This is a genomic window from Actinocatenispora thailandica, assembly GCF_016865425.1.
Lineage (GTDB): Bacteria > Actinomycetota > Actinomycetes > Mycobacteriales > Micromonosporaceae > Actinocatenispora > Actinocatenispora thailandica.
This window is the reverse complement of record NZ_AP023355.1, coordinates 4,524,176-4,545,630: the sequence shown is the minus strand read 5'-3', so window position 1 is coordinate 4,545,630 and position 21,455 is coordinate 4,524,176. Positions and strand designations below refer to the sequence as shown.

The following is a 21,455-nucleotide window of genomic DNA, read 5'->3' as shown; positions in this document are numbered from 1 at the left end:
CCAGGTGGCCCCCTGAACGACGGGGTGCCGGCGAACACGCCGGCACCCCGTCGTCGTTCGTGCCGGGACCGGTCGTCGGCGGCCGGTCACGCCGGACCGGCCGGTCAGCGGCTGAGGTGTTCGTGCTGGACCTGCCAGCCGCGGTCGGTATGGACCAGCACCGCGGTGCCGCGGCCGGCGCCGCTGGCGGGCCGACCGTCGACGGTGCCGGACCACCGGAACCGGTAGCGACAGGCCGCGTGGTCGGTGCCGCGGTACAGCCAGGTCACGTCGGTCAGCGAGTACGTCTCGTCGGTGATCGTGCGGAAGGTGCGCTCGATGGCGGCGAGCACGTCGTCTCGCCCGTGGTGCGAGCCGTCGGTGAACCAGTAGCTCGCGTCCGCCGCGATCAGCGGCGCCAGCCGGGCGACGTCGTGGCTGTTGGTGGCCCGCTCGTACCGACGAAGGAACTCTGCCGGGTCGTTCATGCCAGCAGATCTACCAGCCGGGTACGACACCGGCCGTGCGCGGCCGGCCCGCGGCGCGTTCCGCCACGGTGCTCGAGTCCGGCGGCCGTGGGCTGCCGCGGGCGGCACCGACCACCGCGCGGGCAGCGACCGCGGCGGGTCACGCAGCAACGCGTTTGCCGCCGGCCGGGCTGGTCGCGTACCGTCTGCGCGGGTTCGCCGGCGACCGGTCGGCGACCGTGACGAGGAGGGAGGCACCGGTGATGACCAGCGGATTCTCGGCGCTTCCGGGGCGGGACGGCAGGTCCTGACCGCGCGGCGGCGCCTTCGGTACAGGAGGCATCGACGTGTTGTTTCGCAGTGTGGTCGAGGCGGAGCTCGACCAGGTGGCGGAGCTGTTCGAGGCGGACCCGGCGAGCTGGGTCGACGCCGCGCAGTTTCGCACCGAGCTGGCCGCCGGCCAGTACCGGCCGGAGTGGGTGTGGCTCGCCGAGGACGCCGGTGTCCCGGTGGCACTGGCGGTGTGGTGGTCGCGTGCGGGTGAACCCGTCCCGTTGGCGCTGGACCATCTGTGGGTGGCGGCGTCGGTCGGCGACCGGGTCGGGGCGGCGGCCGAGTTGCTGGCGGCGGCGCACCGGATGTTGGGCGCGCGACCGGACTTCGAGCTGCGGTTGCCGGTCGGCTGGCGGCACCGCCCGGCCGCGGTGGCCGCGCTGGAGTGGCGCCGGCAGGCGGCGGCCCGGGCCGGCCTGACCGAGGAACTGGAACGCCTGCAGTACGCCTGGACGCCGGCGTCCGGGCTGCCGACGGCAGGGGAGCGGCTGCTGTTCCGGCCGGAGCCGGACGACGCGGCGTTCCTCGACGTGTTCCGCCGGGTGGCGGTCGGCTCGTTGGACACCACCAGCCGCCGGAACGTGGCGGCGCTGGGCGCCGAGCGGGCGGCCGGGAAGGAACTCGCGATCTACGCCAGCGTGCCGGACACGCGCGGCTGGTGGCGGCTGGCGTACACGCGGGACGGCACGCTGGTCGGGTTCGGCATCCCGTGGCGCAACCCGTACGGGCGCAATGTCGGGTACCTGGGGGTGCTGCCGGAGCAGCGCGGCAACGGGTACATCGGGGAGGTGCTGGCGGACATCACCCGGTTCCACGCCGCGGCCGGCGCGGAGCGGATCACCGCCACCACCGACATGGTCAACGTGCCGATGCAGCGCGCGTTCGAGCGGGCCGGGTACCGCAACACCGAGGTGCGGTTCGTGCTCTCGGCCCCGGTGGCGACGGCCTGACCCCGTTGCGTTCGGGCCGCGTCGTCGATGAGGCATGATCGGAATGTTGCGGTACCGAACGCGTTGCGGCCCGGGGGTGGCGACCAGTCGTTTCCGTCCTTTGCTCTGCGCACCTGAGCGTGCCACCGGTGGTGCGCCTGGGTGCGCAGAGCAAAGGATCGTGGTGCGAGGTGCCGGGGGAGCGGTCGATGAGATCTTGGAGCGATCGATGAGCACGGACATCACCACGACCGACGAGTGGCGCGCCCTCGCGGCGCACGCCGAGCAGGCGCGGGCGCTGCAGCTGCGAGCCGAGTTCGAACAGGACCCGAAGCGACCGGAGCGGCTTTCCGCACAGGCTGGCGACCTGTTCGTCGACTACAGCAAGAACCTGGTCACCGACGAGACGATCGAGCTGCTGACGGCGCTGGCGCGGCGGGCCGGGTTGACCGACCGGATCGCGGCGATGTTCGCCGGTGAGCACATCAACACCTCCGAGGATCGGGCCGTGCTGCACACGGCGCTGCGGCTGCCGCGCTCCGCGGAACTGGTCGTGGACGGGCAGGACGTGGTGGCCGACGTGCATGCGGTGCTGGACCGGATGGGTGACTTCGCCGAGCGGGTCCGGTCCGGTGACTGGCGCGGGCATCACGGCGACCCGATCCGTACCGTGGTCAACATCGGCATCGGTGGCTCGGATCTGGGCCCGGTGATGGCGTACGAGGCGCTCGCGCCGTGGCGGGACGCCGGCATCGCCTGCCGTTTCATCTCCAACATCGACCCGACCGACCTGAGCCTGACGCTGGCCGACCTGGATCCGGCGTCGACGCTGTTCGTGGTCGCCTCGAAGACGTTCTCCACGCTGGAGACGCTGACCAACGCGCGGCAGGCGCGGGCCTGGTTGTTGTCCGGGCTGGGCGACGACCCGGCGGCGGTGGCGAAGCACTTCGTCGCGGTGAGCACCAACGCGAAGCTGGTCGGCGAGTTCGGCATCGACACCGACAACATGTTCGGCTTCTGGGACTGGGTCGGCGGGCGGTACTCGTTCGACTCGGCGGTGGGGCTGTCGCTGATGCTCGCGATCGGGCGCGACGCCTTCGGTGAGATGCTGGCCGGCTTCCACGTGGTGGACGAGCACTTCCGGACCGCGCCGATCGGGCAGAACGTGCCGGTCCTGCTCGGCCTGCTGAACGTCTGGTACGACAACTTCCTCGGCGCGCAGACGCACGCGGTGCTGCCGTACTCCCAGTTGCTGCACCGGTTCCCGGCGTACCTGCAGCAGCTGACGATGGAGTCGAACGGCAAGTCGGTCACCCGGGACGGCGCCCCGGTCACGTACCAGACCGGCGAGGTGTTCTGGGGTGAGCCGGGCACGAACGGGCAGCACGCGTTCTACCAGCTGATCCACCAGGGCACGAAGATCATCCCGGCCGACTTCATCGGGTTCGCCGAGCCCAACTACGAGGTCGACGAGATGCACGACGCGTTCATGGCGAACTTCTTCGCGCAGACCGCGGCGCTGGCCTTCGGCCGTACCGCCGCGGAGGTCGAGGCCACCGGTGTCGCGGCGGACGTGGTGGCGCACAAGGTGATGCCGGGCAACCACCCGACCACCTCGATCCTGGCGCCGAAGCTGACCCCGGCGACGCTGGGTCAGCTCGTCGCGCTGTACGAGCACATCACGTTCACCGAGGGCACCATCTGGGGCATCGACTCGTTCGACCAGTGGGGTGTGGAGCTCGGCAAGGAGATGGCCAAGCAGCTCGCGCCGTTGCTGGCCGGGGAGCCGGGCGACACCGACCCGTCGACGGCGGCGCTGATCGCGCGCTACCGCACCCAGCGCGGCCGCTAGTGCCGGTCCGGTCACCGGGCCGCGGTCCGGTGACCGGTGGTCCGGTGAGCGGGCCGTGGGTGCGAAAAGGCGCCCGGCTGGCTGCCGGGCGCCCAGCCACTCCGACCGATGGCCCTCGACCGGGGTGTGGGTAGACGTGCGGAGCGCGACTCCGTCCGTCTGACTCGACGTTACGTCGGGACCGCCCACGTTGCCGTGGATTTCCGCAAGATCTGCCGGTCTCGGGACCGGCAGGCGGGTACGGCACGGTATGGATCGGGACGAATGCGTCGGGCGCCCGGCTGGTGGCCGGGCGCCCGGTGCGCTGCGGTGCAGGAGCGGCCTACCACCACCAGCAGTGGCTGATGATGACGGCCAGACCATCGGTGAAGATCGCCAGCATGATCGTCTCCTTGAGAGAGGTGTACCGCGGTAAGTCACCGTCGGTACTTGCGAACCTACTCTAAGTGAAGATCGATGTCGGTCATTTCATGATTTAGCCGCACGCGGTTTTCTGACAGCGGGGGCGCCCGCCGCGTGGTACCCGGGCGGGGCGGTACGAGCCGCACCGCCCGGCGCGGGTTCAGCCGGTGATCTGGACCGGCTGGCCGTTCGCGACGAGCTTCCAGTCGTCTGTCGAGTACTGCGACGGGTCGATGGTGCCGGCCCGCTGCACCCAGTCGATCAGCGACTCGCGGATCGCGACCTGCTGGTCGTACACCACCGGTGCGCTGGTGACCCCGGGGAAGTTCCCGCCGCCGGACTGCCGGTAGTTGTTGATCGCCAGCACGAACCGCTGGTCGTCGGTGACCGGCTTCCCGTCGTACGCCAGGTTCTCGATCCGGCTGCCGGGCGCCTTCGCGATGTCGATGTCGTACCTGACGCCGGACAGCACGTCGTACAGGTAGTCCGGGGTGCCGTTCGGGGAGTCGGTCGTCGGCGCGTTCGTGACGTCGTCGGCCGGGTAGGGGCCGGTACCCGACACCTGCTTGAAGTACTCCGCCGACTTCTCCAGGTACGCCTTGACCTGGGCGCCGGTCAGCTCGATGCCGAGCAACGTGTTGTCGAACTCGTAGATGCCGGCGATGTCGCGTACCGTCACGTCGCCCGCGGTGATCCCGCCGTCCCGGTTGAACGGTGCCGCCGCCGACAGCACCGGCAGCTCGGCCTCGTCACCGGTCAGCGCGTTCCGGACGGTCGCGGTCTGCACCTGGTTGATGAAATCCAGTGCGGCACAGTCGGACCAGCGGCACGGCCCGGCCGGCATGTCCGCAGTGGACTGCCCGATCACCGAGTTGACGTAGGACACCGTGGTGGCGTGCTGCGCCTTCGTCGCCGCGACCACCTTCGGGTCGGGCCGGGCGGCTGCCGGGTCCAGCAGCGACGAGCTGGCGCCCGCCACCTGGTAGTGGCCGCGCACCAGCCGGAGCTTCAGGTCGAACCGGGAGACCCGTTCGCCCCACAGTCCGGGCTGCGAGATGACCACCGTGCGGCCGGTCTGCTCGTTGGTGACGTCCACCTCGGGGTTGTTCCGGTGCGTGTGCCCGGACAGGATCGCGTCGATCCCCGGTACCTGCTGGGCGACCTGGCGCATGTCGTTCTCCGGCCAGGGCAGCGCGTCGCCGTACGAGGAGCTGGTCTCGATGCCGGAGTGCGCGAGCACCACGACCACGTCGGCGCCGGCCGCCCGGACCCGGGGCACCCAGCGCTTCGCCGACTCCAGTACGCCGGTGAAGTCGAGGCGGCCGGAAACCCGGGGCTTGTCCCAGATCGCCGAGCCGGGCGTGGTCAGGCCGAGGAACCCGACGTGCACCGGCTTGCCGCCGTGCGCGGGCTTCACGGTACGGATGACGTACGGCTGGAAGGCCGGCGCGCCGGTGCGGTGGTCGGTGACGTTCGCGGCGAGCAGCGGGAAGTCGAGCTGCTTGCGGTACGCGTCGAGATAGTCGACGCCGTAGTTGAACTCGTGGTTGCCGACCGCGCCGGCCACGTAGCCCATCTGGTTCATCGCGGCGGCCATCGGATGCGTGGCGCCGGTCTTCGTGATCGGCTCGACCGTCGCGTAGTACGAGTCGAGCGGGGTGCCCTGGATGACGTCACCGTCGTCGACCAGCAGCGTGTTCGGGTTCTGCCGGCGCACCTGGTCGACGACCGTGGACACCCGCGCCAGCCCGACCGAGTTGCCGGCCGCGTCGGAATAGGGCTTGTCCTTGTAGTAGTCCCAGTCGAGTGCGTGGCCGTGCACGTCGCTGGTGCCGAGCACGGTCAGCGTGACGTCCTTGGGCGCCGCGGCCGCCGGCGCGGCCGCGGCGCTCAGCACGGCTCCGGTCAGGCAACATGCCGTGGCGAGCGCCGCGACCGTACGTCGATGTCGCATCCTGAAGTCCTCCCGCGATGTGGGCAACAGGGCAGACTATCGTCCTCGCGGGACCGGCGCGCGGCGGTCAGTGGATGGGCATCGGCCGGCGCGGCCCGGCGGCCGCGCCGGCCCGGGCGGGCCTGGTCATCCCGGTGGGGCGGCTGCCGGGCACCGGGCGGCGCGCCGCGGGCAGCCGGGGCACCAACCGGTCCAGCAGGCGGTACACGCCGTCGGTGGCCGAGACGCTCAGTACGCCGAGGGTGCCGGTGGCGCGTGCCTGCGTGGGCACTCCGAGCACCTGCGCGGAGCGCACCGCGAGCGCGAGCAGCTCGGTGTCGCGGATCCGCAGCCGCAGGTCGGCGGTGTTGCGCACCGGCGCGGTGGTCAGCAGCAGGGCGCGCCAGATCGCCGCCGCGGTGGCCGGTCCGGTCGCGGTACTGCCGGCCGGTCCGGCGACCGCGGCGCGCGCGGCGTGCCAGCCGGCGGCGAGCGCGCCGAGCACGGCGTCCTGCTCGGCCGGGGGAACCAGGACGAAGTGCATCTCGTGCCGGTGCCGGATACCCAGAGTGCGGGTGTCGATCTCGGCGGCGATACCGGTCGCGGCATGCAGCGTGCCGGCGAAGCGGGCGGCGGCGGCCATGGTGTCGAACGACGTGAGAGTGTCCGCCTCGGTCAGTACGCCGACGCCGCCGCCGTTGTTGCGGTGCCGCGCCGTCGGTGTCGGTACGGTCACCGCACGGTGCAGCACGGCCATCTCGGCGCCGGCGGTACGGTGATCGATCGGTCCGAGCTGCAGTCGTCGCCGCAACGCCGTCAGATCCGGAAGCATGGTGTCCTCCCTCTCTCAGGCTGCGTGGTGGGTCGCCGGGGGTCCGCCGCATCGCGCAGGGCAGGTGTGCGTGACGATAGGTCGGTCTGGACTGCTCGGCGCCGCTCGGCGAGGATCGTTGAGCAAACATTGAGGAGCCGGCGAGCATGGTGATTGCACGCAGACGGAGGGTGACGTGGAGATCCTTGTGGTGGAGGACGACCCGCGCCTTGCCGACGCGCTGTGCGTGGCGCTGCACCGCCGCGGCTACGGCGTGACCCACGCCGGTACCGGCGAAGCGGCGCTCGCCGCGCCGAACTGCGACCTGGTCCTGCTCGACCTCGGGCTGCCCGACATGGACGGCCTGGTGGTGTGCAAGCAGTTGCAGGAACGCTCGGACGTGGCGGTCATCGTGCTGACCGTGCGCGGCGAGGAGCGCGATCGGGTGCTCGGACTGCGCACCGGCGCGGACGACTACCTGGTGAAGCCGTTCAGCATGGCGGAGCTGACCGCCCGGATCGAGGCGGTGCTGCGCCGGCACCGGCCGCGGCCCGCCGGCCCGGTCACCGTCGGTGACCTGCGGATCGACACCGAGGCGCGGCAGGTGCAGATCGGCACCGAACCGGTTGCCTTGCGCCCCAAGGAGTACGAGCTGCTCGTGGTGCTGGCCCGGCAGGCCGGCGCGGTGGTTCCGCGGCAGCGGCTGATCATGGAGGTGTGGCGGTCCACCTGGCCCGGCGCCGCCCGCACCCTGGAGGTGCACGTCGGTTCGCTGCGCGGCAAGATCGCCGCGGCCGGCCGGATCGAGGCCGTGCACGGCGTCGGCTACCGCTTCGATCCGCGGGAGTCGTAGTGCGCCGGCGGCTGCTGATCACCTACCTGTCGCTGCTGGGCGTCGCGGTCGTGGCGTTCCTGCTGCCGCTGTCGGTGACGATCGCGTCCCGGGAGAACCAGGGCATGTTCATCGACCGGGTCGACGACACCACCCGGTTCGCCACCGTCGCCGGTACCTGGCTGCGCGGCGGCCGGCTGTCCACCCTGCAGAGCGAGATCGCCGAGTACGACCGGCTGTACGGGATCGGTGTCGCGGTGGTGCTGCCCGACGGCGTGGTGCGCATCGCCTCCCGCGCCGGCATCGACCCGGACGAGCCGCTGCTGCGCGCCGAGGTCCGCGCCGCGCTGTCCGGATCCCGCGCGCAGCCGGCCGGGGTGATCTGGCCGTGGCAGCACCGGCCGATGGTGGTGGCCGAACCGATCGGGAACTCGGGTGCGATCGACGGTGCGGTGGTGACGGTGTCACCGACCGACGGGTTGCGTACCTCGATCGGCCAGCAGTGGGCGGTGCTGGCCGCGATCGGGTTGATGCTGCTCGCCGTCGGTGCGGCGCTCGCGATCCCGATCGGCCGCTGGTTCGCCCGCCCGCTCAACGAACTGGACGAGGTGACGCACGCGATCAGCCGCGGCGAGCTGACCGAACGGGTGCACGACGACGTCGGGCCGCCGGAACTGCGCCGACTGGCCAGCTCGTTCAACATCATGGCGGCGCGGCTGAGCGCGTTGATCGACCGGCAGCGCGGCTTCATCTCGTACGCGAGCCACCAGTTGCGCACCCCGCTCGCCTCGGTGCGGCTGCGGGTGGAGAACCTCGCCGACGCGGCACCGCCGGCCGACGCCGCCGAGTACCGGCTGGTCGTCGACGAGGTGGACCGGCTGTCGGCGATCTTCGAGGCGGTGTTGACGTTCGCCCGGGCGGACACCGAATCGGCCGAGCTGACCGACATCGACGCCGGCGGGATCGCCGACGACCGCGTCGTCGCGTGGCAGGCGATGGCGGACGCGGCTGGCGTGCGGCTGACCCGGGCCGGCGTCGACAGCGCCCCCGCGCGGGCCGCCGCACAGACCCTCGACCAGGTGCTGGACGTGTTGATACACAACGCGATCAAGAACGGTGGCGCCGGCGCGACGGTGCAGGTGCTGGTGGACGGGGATGCCGACGGGGTGCGGGTCGCGGTCTGCGACGACGGACCGGGGATGACCGACGAGCAGATGGCGCAGGCGATGCGGCCGTTCTGGCGGCAGCCGGACCGCGGGCAGGCCGGCGCCGGCCTGGGCCTCGCCATCGCGAACGCTCTGGTCACCGCGTCCGGCGGAACGCTCCGGCTGCACCGCTCCGCCGCCGGCGGTCTGGAGGCCGGGGTACGGCTGGCCGCCGCCCCCGCGCGCGCCACGGAGCCGGTCGAATGAGGCGCCGCGGCGTGCTCACCGCGCTGGCCGGCGCCTCGCTCGCCGGCGTCGCGCCGGTGCTCGCCGGCTGCACCGAGGACCCCGGCCCCCGGCCGCGGCTGGCGATCGCGACCGGCGAGAACGGCGGCGTCTACCAGCCGCTGGGGCGGGCGCTCGGTACCACCCTGGGCTCCCGCTGGCGGGCCGAGGCGGCTGCCACGGCCGGCTCGGTGGAGAACCTGGAACGGCTCCGCACCGGCCGCGCGCAGCTCGCGTTCACCAGCGTCGACGTCGCCGCGCAGGACCTGGAGGGGCTCGGTTCGTTCGGCTCCAAGGACCAGCTGCGCGCGCTCGGTGAGCTGTACGCCGACCACGTGCACCTGGTGATCGCCACCAACCGTGGCGCGTACGGCGTGGACGGGCTCGCCGGCCGGCCCGTCTCCACCGGCGCGGCCGGCTCCGGTACCGAGGTGGTGGCGACCCGGCTGCTCGCCGCGGCCGGGATCACGCTGCGCGGGTTCGAGCAGCACAAGCTGGGGTTGCGCGATTCGATCGCGGCGCTTCGCGCGGGCATCATCGACGCGTTCTTCTTCTCCAGCGGGCTACCCTGCACCGCGATCGCCGGCCTGGTCGCCTCCGGCGATCTGGACGTCGGCCTCACCGACCTGAGCGGCTACGTGCCGACCCTGCAGAGCCAGTACGGCGAGGTGTACAGCACCGGCTGGATCCCGAACTCGATCTACACCCTCACCTCGGTCAGCACCGTGGCGATCGCGAACGTCCTCGCGGTGCCCGCGACGATGAGCGAGACCGCGGCGTACCAGCTGACCCGGCTGCTGTTCGTGGCCAAGCCCCGGTTGTCCGCGGCGCACCCGGAGGGTCGCCAGCTGGATCCCCGCTCGGCACTCGGCACCTATCCGGTCCCGCTGCATCCCGGCGCCGAGCGCTTCTACCGCGAACAGAAGTCCCCGTAGGTCGGCGACTCGGCCCGCGGGCGCGCCTTCGTGCCCGGATCAGCCGCGCGCGAACAGGATCGCGCCCGGCCGGTCGGTGTCGATGTTGAACTCCCACCGCGCCTGCACCGCGAACCCGGCGTCGCGCAGCCAGCCCGCGACCCGCTCCGGACGGCGCCGGTGCACCGGCGCATCCCCGCCGTCGTCCGGGGCCGACCGGGTGGAGTCGCCGACGTGGAAGCCGACCTGCAACGGCCCACCGGGGCGCAGCACCCGGCGGAACTGGCCCAGCACCGCGGGCACCGTGTCGTCCGGCACGTGGATGAGCGACCACCAGGCGAGCAGGCCGGCCACCGAGTCGGCGGCCAGCGGCAGGTCCGTCATCGAACCGACCTCGAACCGCAGGCCGGGATGGTCGGACCGGGCGAGCCCGACCATGCCCGGCGAGAGGTCGATGCCGAACGCGTCGATGCCGAGGTCGTGCAGGTGTGCGGTGACGTGACCGGGGCCGCAACCGACGTCGGCCACCGGCCCGTCACCGGCCGCCCGCACCTGACCGACGAACACGTCGAGCGCCGCGTTCAGGTGCGGCAGCCGCCCACCCAGGATGTCGCGCACCACCTCGGCGTAGCGCGGTGCGTCCGCGTCGTACGAGGCGCGGGTCCGTGCCAACCAGTCACCCATCCCGACACGCTAACCGGTACCCCCGACATCGCCGGGCGCGCCGGCGCGGCGGGGCGGACGGGGTGCCGCGCTGCTCAGCCGGCGTACGCGTCGTAGGCGGCGTGGGCGAAGTTGATCCGGTTGGTGCTGTTGCACGCGCCGCAGATCTCGTACTTGTCCTGGAAGGCTAGGACGGCGTCGTCGATGGTGCCCGCCGCCTGCAGATCGCCGAGCCCGTAGCCGGGGAAGCTGGTCAGCTCGAACCAGATGAAGTTCAGCTGCAGTGTCAGGTCGTAGACGTTGCCGCCGGCGGCGAACTCGGCCACGTTGTCGCCCGGGTCGGTGTCCCACCGGCCGCCGGCGCTCCACTGCGCGATGCCCCGGCCGGGACCGCCGCCGTACTGCCAGATGGTCGGGTCCATCCCGGATTCCTGGTCGAGGTTGCCGATGATGCCGGCGGACTGCTCCGCGGTCAGGCCCTTGCCGACGAAGTAGTTGAACGCGGCCTGCTCGTTCTGGGTGATCACCGACGGGGCGACCGGCGAGTTGTTCGGGCTCATCCCGCCGTGGCTGCCGGAACCGGCCGTGACCGTGGTGCCCTGACCGGTGCCGGCGTAGGCGGGCGCCGCGGTACCGGCCAGCGCCAGGGCGCCGGCCGCCGTCGCGGCGAGGATGGCGATGCGTGCTTTACCGGATCTGAACACGACACACTCCGTTCTTCGCCGGTGTGGAAGCTGGGACCGGCGCTGGTAGAGGGGACCCCGCGAACCAGGGATCGGGGTAGCCTACGTCCGACAATAAAGACAAAGAAGACCCTATTCGAATAAAATCCCCTAAATGGGTCCGGCCACGTCGGCGCCCTCGCGGGCGAACAACCGAAGACTTCGTCGGGCACCACGTCGCGGTTGCCCACGGGCGGTGCCGGCGCCGCGGCCCGGCGAAAACCGGGAGGCGGATCGGCCGACGGCATGCCTATCCTGGTGCGCGAGATGGATACCCCGCCCGCCACCCACCGCACCGTGCCCGCGGGCGGCGACTCCCCGCATTCCGACCCGATGTCCGGTTCCGCCGCGCCGATGAGCCCGGCGACCCCGGACCCGGCGACCCCTGACCCGGCAACCCCGGACCCGGCGACCCCTGACCCGGCAACCCCTGACCCGGCGACCCCGGAGCCGGCCGCGTCCCGGAACGCCCGCGCGGCCCTACCGGGGCGCCCGGGCCGCAACCGTGGCCCGCGGCGACGCCGAGCGGACGGCGACGGCCGGGACGGCGGGAGCAGGTCGGGCACGGAGGGGGATACCCCCCGAGGGTCGGGCCGCAGCCCGTCCGCACCGGCCGGCGGTCGGTCGCGGCGGCACGGTCCGGACGAGCGGGCGGTGCGAGAGTTGCGGGCGCGGGTCGGTGCCCTGAGCGTGCTCGACCGGTACCGGCTCGGCCGGCGGCTGGACCAGGCGCGCGGCACGGTGGACCCGGCGGAGCTGGCCCGGCTGGCGGAGCAGGTCGCGGCGGCCGAGCAGCGGATCGCGAACCGGCGGGCCGCGGTGCCGGCGGTGAAGTACCCGCCGGAGCTGCCGGTCAGCGAGCACCGGGAGGAGATCGCCGCCGCTATCCGAGATCACCAGGTGGTGATCGTCGCCGGGGAGACCGGGTCCGGCAAGACGACGCAGATCCCGAAGATCTGCCTGGAGCTGGGGCGCGGCATCCACGGCACGATCGGGCACACCCAGCCGCGCCGGATCGCCGCCCGTACGGTGGCCGAGCGCATCGCCGAGGAACTGGACTCGCCGCTCGGTGGCGCGGTCGGCTACCAGGTCCGGTTCACCGACCAGGTGGGGCCGAACACCCTGGTCAAGCTGATGACCGACGGCATCCTGCTGGCCGAGATCCAGCGCGACCGGATGCTCCGGCGATACGACACGATCATCATCGACGAGGCGCACGAGCGCAGCCTCAACATCGACTTCCTGCTCGGGTACCTGAAGCGGCTGCTGCCGCGCCGCCCCGACCTGAAGGTGATCATCACGTCGGCGACGATCGAGACCGAGCGCTTCGCCCGCCACTTCGGTACCGACGAGGCGCCGGCACCGGTGATCGAGGTGTCCGGCCGGACCTACCCGGTGGAGGTGCGCTACCGGCCGATCACCGCCGAGGATCCGGATCGCGACCAGGTGAGCGCGATCGGCGCGGCGGTCGACGAGCTGCGGGCCGAGGGCGGCGGCGACATCCTGGTGTTCCTGTCCGGGGAGCGGGAGATCCGGGATGCGGCGGACGCGCTGGCCAAGCGCGAGCAGCAACGCGGCAGCAGACCCGGTACCGAGACGTTGGAGGTGCTGCCGCTGTACGCGCGGTTGTCGTCGGCCGAGCAGCACCGGGTGTTCCAGCCGCACCGCGGCCGCCGGGTGGTGCTCGCGACCAACGTCGCCGAGACGTCGCTGACGGTGCCGGGCATCCGCTACGTGATCGACACCGGGACGGCGCGCATCTCGCGCTACAGTCACCGGCTGAAGGTGCAGCGGCTGCCGATCGAACCGGTCTCGCAGGCGTCGGCGAACCAGCGGATGGGCCGCTGCGGGCGCACCTCGGACGGCATCTGCATCCGGCTCTACGACGAGGACGACTTCGCCTCCCGGCCCGAGTACACCGATCCGGAGATCCTGCGCACCAACCTGGCGTCGGTGCTGCTGCAGATGGCCGCCGCGCGGCTGGGTGACATCGGGGACTTCCCGTTCATCGATCCGCCGGACTCCCGGCAGGTGCGGGCCGGCGTGCAGTTGCTGGAGGAGCTGAGCGCGCTCGGCTCCGGCGGCGAGCTGACCAAGCTCGGCCGGCGGATCGCCGAGCTGCCGATCGACCCGCGGCTGGCCCGGATGATCATCGAGGCCGACACGAACGACTGCGTGCGCGAGGTGCTGGTCATCACGGCGGCACTGTCCATCCAGGACCCGCGGGAGCGGCCGGCGGACGCGCAGCAGCAGGCCTCGCAGGCGCACGCCCGGTTCGCCGACAAGGAGTCGGACTTCCTCGCCTACCTGAACCTGTGGCGGTACCTCCGGGACAAGCAGAAGGAGCTGTCCGGCAACCAGTTCCGCAAGCTGTGCCGGGCCGAGTACCTCAACTACCTCCGGGTACGGGAGTGGCAGGACCTGCACGCCCAGCTGCGCCAGGTGATCCGCGGGATGGGCATCGAGCGCAACAGCACCGACGCACCGGCCGACCGGGTGCACACCGCGTTGCTGTCCGGCCTGCTGTCGCACATCGGGCTCAAGGACACCGAACGCAAGAAGCAGCAGAAGGCCCGCGGCCCGGTGGAGTACCTGGGCGCCCGGGGCGCGAAGTTCGCCATCTTCCCGGGGTCGGCGCTGGCGCGCAAGCAGCCGCAGTTCGTGATGGCCGCCGAGCTGGTGGAGACCTCCCGGCTGTGGGCCCGGGTGGTCGCCGGCATCGATCCGTCCACAGTGGAGGCGCTGGCCGGGCACCTGGTCAAGCGCACGTACTCCGAGCCGCACTGGGAGAAACGCCAGGCCGCGGTCGTCGGGTACGAGAAGGTCACCCTCTACGGGGTGCCGATCGTGCCGCGCCGCAAGGTGAACTACGGCCGGATCGACCCCGAGGTGGCCCGCGACCTGTTCATCCGGCACGCCCTGGTGGACGGCGACTGGGAGACGCACCACCAGTTCTTCGCCGCCAACCAGCGGCTCCGGGAGGACGTCGCCGACCTGGAGAACCGGTCCCGGCGCCGGGACATCGTGGTCGACGACGACACCCTGTACGAGTTCTACGACGCCCGGATCCCCGCCGAGGTGGTCAGCGGCCGGCACTTCGACGCGTGGTGGAAGAAGACCCGGCGCGAGCAGCCGGAGCTGCTGACCTTCACCCCGGACATGCTCGTCACCGACGCGGCGGGCGCGGTCAGCGCCGAGGCGTACCCGGACGAGTGGCACTCCGATGGCCTGCGGCTGCCGCTGTCGTACGCGTTCGAGCCCGGCACCGCGGACGACGGGGTCACCGTGCACGTGCCGCTCGCCGTGCTCGGCCAGGTGCGCGGCGAGCAGCTCGACTGGCAGGTACCCGGGCTGCGCGAGGAGCTGGTCACCGCGCTGCTCAAGGGGTTGCCGAAGCAGCTGCGCCGCTCGCTGGTGCCGGTACCGGACACCGCCCGGGCGTTGCTGGCGCGCATCTCGCCGGCCGACGGCCCGCTGCTGACCGCGATCGAGCGCGGCCTGCGCGACATGCTCGGGGTGCACGTGCCGCGCGAGGCCTGGCAGCTGGACGCGCTGCCGGCGCACCTGCGCCCGCACTACGTCGTCGAGGACGGCGGCGGTGACCCGGTCGCCACCGGCCGCGACCTCGGCGCTCTCAAGGACCAGCTCGCCGAGCAGGCGCGCAGCGCGCTCACCGCCTCGGTGCAGGGAATCGAGCGCACCGGCCTGACCGACTGGACGATCGGCGAACTGCCCCAGCTGTACGAGCAGAGCGTCGGCGGCCAGCACGTCCGGGCCTACCCGACGTTGCACGACGACGGCGACACGGTGTCGGTACGGCTGGCCGACACCCCGGCCGCGCAGCGCGAGCAGATGTGGCGCGGCACCCGCCGGCTGATTCTGCTGTCCATCCCGTCGCCGGCGAAGTACGTGCTGGCCAACCTGTCCAACACCAGCAAGCTGGCGTTGTCCACCAACCCGGACGGCAGCGTCGCCGCGCTGCTCGCCGACTGTACCGACTGCGCCGCGGACAAGCTGATCGCCGACGCCGGCGGCCCCGGCTACGACGAGGCGGGGTTCGGCCGGCTGCGCGACGCGGTCCGCGCCAACCTGAACCCGATGGTGCTCGGCGCGTTGACCGCGGTGGAGAAGATCCTCGCCGCGCACCGGCGGGTGCTCGCCCGGGTCGCCAACACCAACAACGTGTTGCTGGTCGGCGCGCTCGCCGACATCAAGCAGCAGCTGGCCGGGCTGGTACACGCCGGGTTCGTCGCCGAGACCGGCTGGCAGCGCCTCGCCGACCTGCCGCGCTATCTGTCCGCTGTGGACAAACGGCTGGATCGGTTGCCCGCCAACCCGCAGCGCGACCGGGAGCAGATGACCCGGGTCCGCGAGCTGACCGCCGAGTACGACGACGTCCGCGCGCAGCGCCCGCCGAGCGCCGAGCTGACCGCGATCCGGTGGATGCTGGAGGAGTTGCGCGTCTCCTACTTCGCGCAGAGCCTCGGCACCCCGTACCCGATCTCCGACCGCCGCATCGAACGCGCCCTCGACGCCCTGTGACCCCCGGCCGCCGCGGTGTCGGCCCTCCCCGGCACCGCTCGCCGGGCCGCCGGGCGCCTCACTCGTCGAGGCGGCGGTCGTCGCGGTGCGCGCCGTAGAACTCGACCTGCCGGGCCATCAGCGACCGCATCGACGTGTCGCGGTCGGCGCCGTACACGGTGCCGGGGAAGTCGAGACCGCGCTGGATCTTCCACAGTTCGCCGTGCCGGTCCGGCGGGAACAGCTGCGCCGGGTCACCGACCGCGATCCAGCCGATCGGCAGCACCGCGTCGGCGGCCAGCCGGGAGTTGACGTGCAGCACGCTGTTGATGCGCAGTTCCGACCGGGTCCCGGCGACCGCGCCCGGGAACATCGACACGCCGGTGGCGGCGAACACCTCGTCCTCGACGCGCGCTCCGTTCAGGTGCGCGTGCGGGCCGATCAGCACCGCGTCGCCGACCACTGCCGGGTGCCCGGCCCGCCCGCGGACCAGCGCGTTCTCCATCACCACCACGTCCGAACCGACCTGCACCTCGCCGTCCTCGGCGGTCAGCACCGCGCCGTGCAGGACGCGGACGCGCTCGCCGAGCACCACGGCCCCGCACAGCACGGCGGTCGGTGCCACGTACGCGGACTCCGGTACGACCGGCCGGGCCCCTCGATGCTCCAACAACACCCACCGAGCGTACGACGGACGTCACGAACCGCCCGAGTTTGATATGTTCTTTTGGCTAGCCGAAGATGTATCAAACTTGTTCTCGGGGAAGACGCGGCCGGAGACGGTGGCGTGTGCGGCGCGGCGCAGGGGTCCCGAACGTCCTGGTCATCGAGCTGCACCTGCGTCGGCGCCGCAACCCGGCGCGGCGCTGAGTACCGGCCACGATCGTCCGGCACGGTCGTGTCGACCGGGTGCGGTCCGGCCCGGGTGCGGATCGTGACTCCGGCGTCGATCACGTTGGCGGTGCGCACCCGCGTGGTCGAGACGAGACCGAGCTCGCCCGCCGCCCGATTCGAGTGGTTTCCCGGGTAGCGCCACGGCGTAGCTGGCAATATTCTTCGGTCGGATCCGACATTTCTGCAAACTCTTACCTACGTGTGGAGGCGGCATGTCGCACGACCGAGCCGAGCTGGACCGCCGGACGCTGCTGAAGGCCACCCTGGGTACCGCGACCGTCGCCGTGGTCGGCGGTGGGCTGGGGCTCGCCGGTGCGGCCGCCGCGGGCGCCGATCCGGCGACGCCCCGCGCGAGGGCCGCGCGGCTGCGCCCGAACAGCGAGCTGGACACGATCATCGGGTGCGACGAGTGGGGTGCCCGGCCACCGTCCAGTACGATCCAGCTCAGCGGCAACGTCACCAACAAGATCATCGTGCACCACATGGCGTTCCCGAACGTCACCGACTACTCCCAGGCGCACGCCGAGCAGCTCGCCCGGGACTGCCAGGACCTGCACATGGACACCAACGGCTGGGCGGACACCGGGCAGCACTTCACCGTCAGCCGCGGCGGGTACGTGCTGGAGGGCCGGCATCGCAGCCTGGAGACGCTGACCGCCGGCAAGCAGCAGGTGGTCGCGGCGCACTGCCCGGGCGAGAACGGCAACGCGATCGGCATCGAGAACGAGGGCACCTACGTCACCGTGACGCCGCCGGCCGCCCTGGTCAGCTCGCTGACCGCGCTGTGCGTCACCGTCTGCCAGCAGTACGGGCTGCACGCGTACGACATCTTCGGGCACTGGGACTTCCGGGACACCGACTGCCCCGGCATCGCGTTCTACCGGATGTTCCCCGGCATCCGCCGCTCGGTGCTGGACGGGTTGGGAGAGACCGCGTCGGCGGCGCCGGAGCGGCGCTGGCCGGACATCTGGAAGTTCGTCGGTGGGCCGGTCGTCAAGCTGGCCCAGCACCTGCTCAACGCGCGCGGCTACCAGCTCACCGCGAACGGTGTCTTCGGCGCCGACACGGTGGCGGCGGTGCAGGACTGGCAGGCGAGGAACTCGCTGCCGGTCGACCAGGACGCCACCCTGACCACGAAGACCTGGGAGACGCTGGTGGCGCCGCTCGGGCCGGGCGACACCGGGGAGCGGGTGGTCGGCGTGCAGCAGCTGCTCCAGCACAAGGGGTACGACCAGGTGTCGGCGACCGGGACCTTCGACACCGCCACCGCGGCGGCGATCGCCAACCTGCAGGGGCTGCACCACGTGACGGTGAACGGCCTCGTCGGCACCAACACCTGGTGCGCGCTGTCCGGTGGCATCCTGCGCACCGCGCTGATGGCCTGATGACCGGTGCCGCGGCCGGCCTCCCCCTCCCGGCCGGCCGCGGCGCCATGCTCAGCGGTCCGCGGCGCTGCGGGATCCGAAAGAGCGGCCCAGCGCGCGTACCTCGGCCTCCAGCTCCGGCACTCTGGTGCGGGCGCCGCGGGCGAGCACCGCGCCGGCGACCGGCCCGGTGTAGATGGTGCGCAGCGCCTGGACGGCGGCGAGCGAACGCGGCGCGTACACCCGGCGGGCACGGCGCTCGATACCGTCCACGATGGACAGTGCGCACTTCTCGACGGTGATGGTGGTGTTGAGCGGGTAGGGCAGCCTGCGCACCACCGCGCGGAAGGTGCGCAGGTCGTGCTGCTGGTCGCGGACCAGGTCGGTGTCCACCCAGATCGGGTGCGCGGTGCCGACCGCCACGCCGTGGTGCGCCACCTCCAGCCGTAGCGCGTTGCCGAACTGCTCGACGCCGGCCTTGGACGCGCAGTACGCCGCCATGCCGGGCAGCACGGTGAACGCCGCGGCGGAGGAGACCAGCAACGCGTAACCGCGGCTCTCCCGCAGCGCCGGCAGGGTCGCCGAGACGGTACGCATCACGCCGATCAGGTTCACCTCCACGGTGCGGGCGAGCGCGTCCGCCGGGTTGACCGCGACCGTGCCGTTGTTGGCGATGCCGGCGTTGGCGACGACGACGTCGATCCGCCCGTACCGGTCGATCGTGCCGGCCACCGCGGCGTCCAGCTCGGCCTGGTCGGTCACGTCACAGCGGTACCAGCTGTGCCGGTCACCGAGTTCGGCCGCGAGGGCGGCGAGCCGGGCGGCCTCCAGCCCGACCAGCGCCAGCCGGGCGCCGCGGGCGGCGGCGAGCCGGGCGACGCGCTCGCCGATGCCGCGGGCCGGTCCGGTGACGAGCACGACGGCGTCACGCAGGGATCGACGCATCCCGGTCTCCTTCCCGCCGCTGCACCAGTGCGGCGATGGTTCGGGCGAGCAGCTGCGGGCACTCCAGGGTGAGCATGTGCCCGCAGTGCGGCAGCACGGTGAGCTGCGCGCCGTCGATGTGCTCGGCGAGGTACCGGGCGTGCCGCGGCGGCGTGAGCCGGTCGTACCGGCCGACGAACACGTGCACCGGGACCGCCGCGAGGGGCCCGAGGGCGTTGCGCTTGTCGTGGCCGCGCAGCGCCGGGACGAACTCGACCACGGTACGGATCCGGCAGCCGAAGATCAGCTCGGTGCCGACCCGGACCACCTCCGGCGCGGCGATCGGGCCGAACAGCAACGGCCCCAGCGCCCGCCGGTACGCCGGCAGCACCGGCGCGGCGAACCTCCGGGCACCGTCCACGAGGGACGAACAGGTGGCCAGCGCGGCGCCGACCGGGCCGCCGAACAGCGCCAGTAGCCCGCCCCGGTCGCCGGCCAGGTCGCCGGCGGAGGTGCCGACCAGCAGCACCCCGTCGACCCGGTCGTCGATCAGTTCGGGGTGGGCGGCGGCGAGCGCCAGCACCGTCATGCCGCCCATCGAGTGACCGCCGAGCAGCAGCCGGCCGTCCGGCGCCAGCTGGTCGACGACCGCACCGAGATCGGCACCGAGCAGGTCGATCGACAGCGTCGAGTCGCCACGGCCGGAGTCGCCGTGGTGTCGCTGGTCGTACGCGACGACGCGCAGGTGTGGCGCGATCCGGTGCAGCTGGGCGATCACCGGGCGCCAGGCGACGGAGGTGAGGGTCCAGCCGTGCGCGAGTACCAGCGTGGTGCCGGCGTCCGCCGGGCCGCTGACGTACGCGGCGAGCCGGGTGCCATCCGGTGCGATCACCGTACGGGTGTCTGCGGCGTGCATCGGGCCGCCACCTCCTGCTCGGTGCGCAGGTGGTAGCCGCGCGGGTCGAAGTTGCGGGTCAGCCGGCGGAACCGCCAGGTGAACGACGGCCACAGGGTGGTGTTGCGCCCGTTCGCGTCCAGGTACCAGCTGGCGCAACCGCCGGTGTTCCAGACGGTGCTGCCGAGCCGCCGTTGCAGCGCCTCGTTGTACGCGTGCTGCGCGCCCGCGTCGACCTCCATCGCGGCGACGCCGTGCTGGTCCATCTTGGACAGTGCGGTCACCAGGTAGTTGAGCTGGGACTCGATGATGTAGATCATCGACGTGTGACCGAGCCCGGTGTTCGGGCCGATGAGCAGGAACAGGTTCGGGAAGCCGGCCACCGTGGAGCCGCGGTAGGCGCTCATCCCGTCCGCCCAGGCGTCGGCCAGCCGCACCCCGTCGCGTCCGGTGACGGCCGCGGCGATCGGTGGCCGGGTCGCCTCGAAGCCGGTACCGAACACGATGGTGTCGACCGGGTGCCGGCGGCCGTCGGCGGTGCGCACCGCGTCCGGCTCGATCCGGTCGATCGAGTCGGTGACGAGCTCGACGTTGTCCCGGGCCAGGGCCGGGTAGAAGTCGTCGGACAGCAGGATGCGCTTGCAGCCGATCCGGTAGTCGGGTCGCAGCCGGTCGCGCAGCGCGGGGTCGGGGACCTGCCGGCGGAGGTGGCCGCGGGCGAGGGCGGCCACGGCGTCGAGTAGCGGGGGCTGCAGCGTCATGCCGACCGCCAGCGTCTCCCGGGCGGTGTAGATGCCGGCGCGCACCGCCAACCGGGCCGGTGGTAGGTGCTGGTACAGCCACTGCTCCAGGCCGCTGATCGGCCGGTCGTTGCGCGGGATGATCCACGGCGGGGTGCGCTGGAAGACGGTCAGCCGCTGGACCGTCCCGGCGATGCGCGGCACGAACTGGATCGCCGAGGCGCCGGTGCCGATCACCGCGACGCGCCGGCCGGTCAGGTCGTGGTCGTGCCGCCAGCGCGCGGAGTGGAACGTGGTACCGGCGAAGTCGTCGAGCCCGTCGATCGCCGGCAGCTTCGGTGCGGACAGCGGCCCGGTACCGAGCACCAGCACCCGGCCGGTGAAGCTGCCCTGGCCGGTTCGCACCCGCCAGCGAGCGGTCGCCTCGTCCCACCGCGCCTCGAGCAGGTCGTGGCCGAGCCGCAGGTGCGGCGTCAGGTCGTAGCGTGCCACCAGATCCCGAAGGTACTGGCGGATCTCCGGTTGCGGGGAGAACGACCGGCTCCAGCGCGGGTTGGGCGCGAACGACAGCGAGTAGAGGTGTGACGGCACGTCGCAGGCGGCGCCGGGGTAGTCGTTGTCGCGCCAGGTGCCGCCGACGTCGTCGGCACGCTCCAGGACGACGAAGTCGTGCCGGCCGGCCTGACGCAGCCGGACGGCGGCGCCGAGGCCGGAGAACCCGGCGCCGACGATGAGCACGTCGTGGTGTTCGTCGTCGTGGTGTTCGTCGTCGTGGTGTTCGTCGTCGTGGTGTTCGTTCATGGGTGGCCTACGCTTCCCACTATTGACCGTTAGTCAATAAGCTAGGCTG

At 72.3% G+C, this 21,455-nt stretch carries 16 protein-coding genes; 7 read left to right on the top strand and 9 right to left on the bottom strand.

The window, feature by feature from the left end:
- Window positions 1–104: 104 nt before the first annotated feature.
- Window positions 105–467, bottom strand: coding sequence for a YybH family protein (locus Athai_RS20215; protein WP_203962950.1), 363 nt, complete (start codon window positions 465–467; stop codon window positions 105–107).
- A gap of 326 nt (window positions 468–793) precedes the next feature.
- Here Athai_RS20215 and Athai_RS20210 point away from each other — a divergent pair, with 326 nt between their 5' ends.
- Window positions 794–1,729 (top strand): GNAT family N-acetyltransferase, encoded by a 936-nt coding sequence (locus Athai_RS20210; RefSeq protein ID WP_203962949.1) that lies wholly within the window; start codon window positions 794–796, stop codon window positions 1,727–1,729.
- Between the two features lie 208 nt (window positions 1,730–1,937).
- The gene (gene pgi / locus Athai_RS20205) at window positions 1,938–3,560 is read left to right on the top strand and encodes a glucose-6-phosphate isomerase (RefSeq protein ID WP_203962948.1); all 1,623 of its coding nucleotides are present in this window, start codon (window positions 1,938–1,940) and stop codon (window positions 3,558–3,560) included.
- 562 nt (window positions 3,561–4,122) lie between these two features.
- On the opposite strand, the gene Athai_RS20200 is transcribed toward pgi, so the two are convergent.
- Together Athai_RS20200 and Athai_RS20195 are read right to left on the bottom strand one after the other, a co-directional pair.
- Window positions 4,123–5,916 (bottom strand): bifunctional metallophosphatase/5'-nucleotidase, encoded by a 1,794-nt coding sequence (locus Athai_RS20200; RefSeq protein WP_203962947.1) that lies wholly within the window; start codon window positions 5,914–5,916, stop codon window positions 4,123–4,125.
- Window positions 5,917–5,983: 67 nt separating this feature from the next.
- Complete coding sequence (locus tag Athai_RS20195; protein ID WP_203962946.1) at window positions 5,984–6,727, bottom strand: hypothetical protein; 744 nt, start codon at window positions 6,725–6,727, stop codon at window positions 5,984–5,986.
- A gap of 175 nt (window positions 6,728–6,902) precedes the next feature.
- On the opposite strand from Athai_RS20195, the gene Athai_RS20190 reads away from it, so the two are divergent.
- The 3 genes from Athai_RS20190 to Athai_RS20180 are packed head-to-tail and all read left to right on the top strand — an operon-like array spanning window position 6,903 to window position 9,903.
- On the top strand, window positions 6,903–7,559 hold the full coding sequence (locus Athai_RS20190; RefSeq protein ID WP_203962945.1) for a response regulator transcription factor: 657 nt from the start codon (window positions 6,903–6,905) through the stop codon (window positions 7,557–7,559).
- Window positions 7,559–8,950 carry a sensor histidine kinase gene (locus Athai_RS20185; protein WP_203962944.1) on the top strand — a complete coding sequence of 464 codons (1,392 nt, stop codon included), beginning with the start codon at window positions 7,559–7,561 and terminating at the stop codon, window positions 8,948–8,950. Before Athai_RS20190 ends, Athai_RS20185 begins: the two co-directional genes overlap by 1 nt.
- The gene (locus Athai_RS20180) at window positions 8,947–9,903 is read left to right on the top strand and encodes a TAXI family TRAP transporter solute-binding subunit (protein ID WP_203962943.1); all 957 of its coding nucleotides are present in this window, start codon (window positions 8,947–8,949) and stop codon (window positions 9,901–9,903) included. Before Athai_RS20185 ends, Athai_RS20180 begins: the two co-directional genes overlap by 4 nt.
- Window positions 9,904–9,942: 39 nt before the next feature.
- On the opposite strand, the gene Athai_RS20175 is transcribed toward Athai_RS20180, so the two are convergent.
- On the bottom strand, window positions 9,943–10,566 hold the full coding sequence (locus Athai_RS20175) for a class I SAM-dependent DNA methyltransferase (RefSeq protein ID WP_203962942.1): 624 nt from the start codon (window positions 10,564–10,566) through the stop codon (window positions 9,943–9,945).
- A gap of 74 nt (window positions 10,567–10,640) precedes the next feature.
- The gene (locus tag Athai_RS20170; RefSeq protein WP_203962941.1) at window positions 10,641–11,249 is read right to left on the bottom strand and encodes a phage tail tip lysozyme; all 609 of its coding nucleotides are present in this window, start codon (window positions 11,247–11,249) and stop codon (window positions 10,641–10,643) included.
- Between the two features lie 672 nt (window positions 11,250–11,921).
- Here Athai_RS20170 and hrpA point away from each other — a divergent pair.
- Window positions 11,922–15,809, top strand: a complete 3,888-nt coding sequence (gene hrpA / locus Athai_RS20165) for an ATP-dependent RNA helicase HrpA (RefSeq protein WP_239157049.1) — start codon at window positions 11,922–11,924, stop codon at window positions 15,807–15,809.
- 58 nt (window positions 15,810–15,867) lie between these two features.
- Here the strand turns inward: hrpA and Athai_RS20160 are convergent, their stop codons facing one another.
- On the bottom strand, window positions 15,868–16,464 hold the full coding sequence (locus Athai_RS20160) for a gamma carbonic anhydrase family protein (RefSeq protein ID WP_203962940.1): 597 nt from the start codon (window positions 16,462–16,464) through the stop codon (window positions 15,868–15,870).
- A gap of 430 nt (window positions 16,465–16,894) precedes the next feature.
- Between Athai_RS20160 and Athai_RS20155 the strand changes: the two genes are divergently transcribed.
- On the top strand, window positions 16,895–18,067 hold the full coding sequence (locus Athai_RS20155) for a peptidoglycan recognition protein family protein (protein WP_203962939.1): 1,173 nt from the start codon (window positions 16,895–16,897) through the stop codon (window positions 18,065–18,067).
- A 51-nt stretch (window positions 18,068–18,118) separates the two neighbouring features.
- On the opposite strand, the gene Athai_RS20150 is transcribed toward Athai_RS20155, so the two are convergent.
- From Athai_RS20150 to Athai_RS20140, 3 genes are read right to left on the bottom strand one after another with little or no spacing between them, the layout of a single operon-like run.
- Window positions 18,119–18,991 carry an SDR family oxidoreductase gene (locus Athai_RS20150; protein ID WP_203962938.1) on the bottom strand — a complete coding sequence of 291 codons (873 nt, stop codon included), beginning with the start codon at window positions 18,989–18,991 and terminating at the stop codon, window positions 18,119–18,121.
- Window positions 18,972–19,886, bottom strand: coding sequence for an alpha/beta fold hydrolase (locus Athai_RS20145; RefSeq protein ID WP_203962937.1), 915 nt, complete (start codon window positions 19,884–19,886; stop codon window positions 18,972–18,974). Before Athai_RS20145 ends, Athai_RS20150 begins: the two co-directional genes overlap by 20 nt.
- Complete coding sequence (locus Athai_RS20140) at window positions 19,859–21,406, bottom strand: flavin-containing monooxygenase (RefSeq protein WP_203962936.1); 1,548 nt, start codon at window positions 21,404–21,406, stop codon at window positions 19,859–19,861. The genes Athai_RS20145 and Athai_RS20140 overlap by 28 nt, the downstream gene beginning before the upstream one ends.
- Window positions 21,407–21,455 lie beyond the last annotated feature (49 nt).

Excerpts from the sequence above, each read along its gene's own strand:
- Athai_RS20215 (WP_203962950.1), bottom strand. The coding sequence starts at position 467 with ATGAACGACCCGGCAGAGTTCCTTCGTCGGTACGAGCGGGCCACCAAC.
- pgi (WP_203962948.1), top strand. The coding sequence starts at position 1,938 with ATGAGCACGGACATCACCACGACCGACGAGTGGCGCGCCCTCGCGGCG.
- Athai_RS20200 (WP_203962947.1), bottom strand. The coding sequence starts at position 5,916 with ATGCGACATCGACGTACGGTCGCGGCGCTCGCCACGGCATGTTGCCTG.
- Athai_RS20195 (WP_203962946.1), bottom strand. The coding sequence starts at position 6,727 with ATGCTTCCGGATCTGACGGCGTTGCGGCGACGACTGCAGCTCGGACCG.
- Athai_RS20180 (WP_203962943.1), top strand. The coding sequence starts at position 8,947 with ATGAGGCGCCGCGGCGTGCTCACCGCGCTGGCCGGCGCCTCGCTCGCC.
- Athai_RS20175 (WP_203962942.1), bottom strand. The coding sequence starts at position 10,566 with ATGGGTGACTGGTTGGCACGGACCCGCGCCTCGTACGACGCGGACGCA.
- Athai_RS20155 (WP_203962939.1), top strand. The coding sequence starts at position 16,895 with ATGTCGCACGACCGAGCCGAGCTGGACCGCCGGACGCTGCTGAAGGCC.
- Athai_RS20150 (WP_203962938.1), bottom strand. The coding sequence starts at position 18,991 with ATGCGTCGATCCCTGCGTGACGCCGTCGTGCTCGTCACCGGACCGGCC.
- Athai_RS20145 (WP_203962937.1), bottom strand. The coding sequence starts at position 19,886 with ATGCACGCCGCAGACACCCGTACGGTGATCGCACCGGATGGCACCCGG.
- Athai_RS20140 (WP_203962936.1), bottom strand. The coding sequence starts at position 21,406 with ATGAACGAACACCACGACGACGAACACCACGACGACGAACACCACGAC.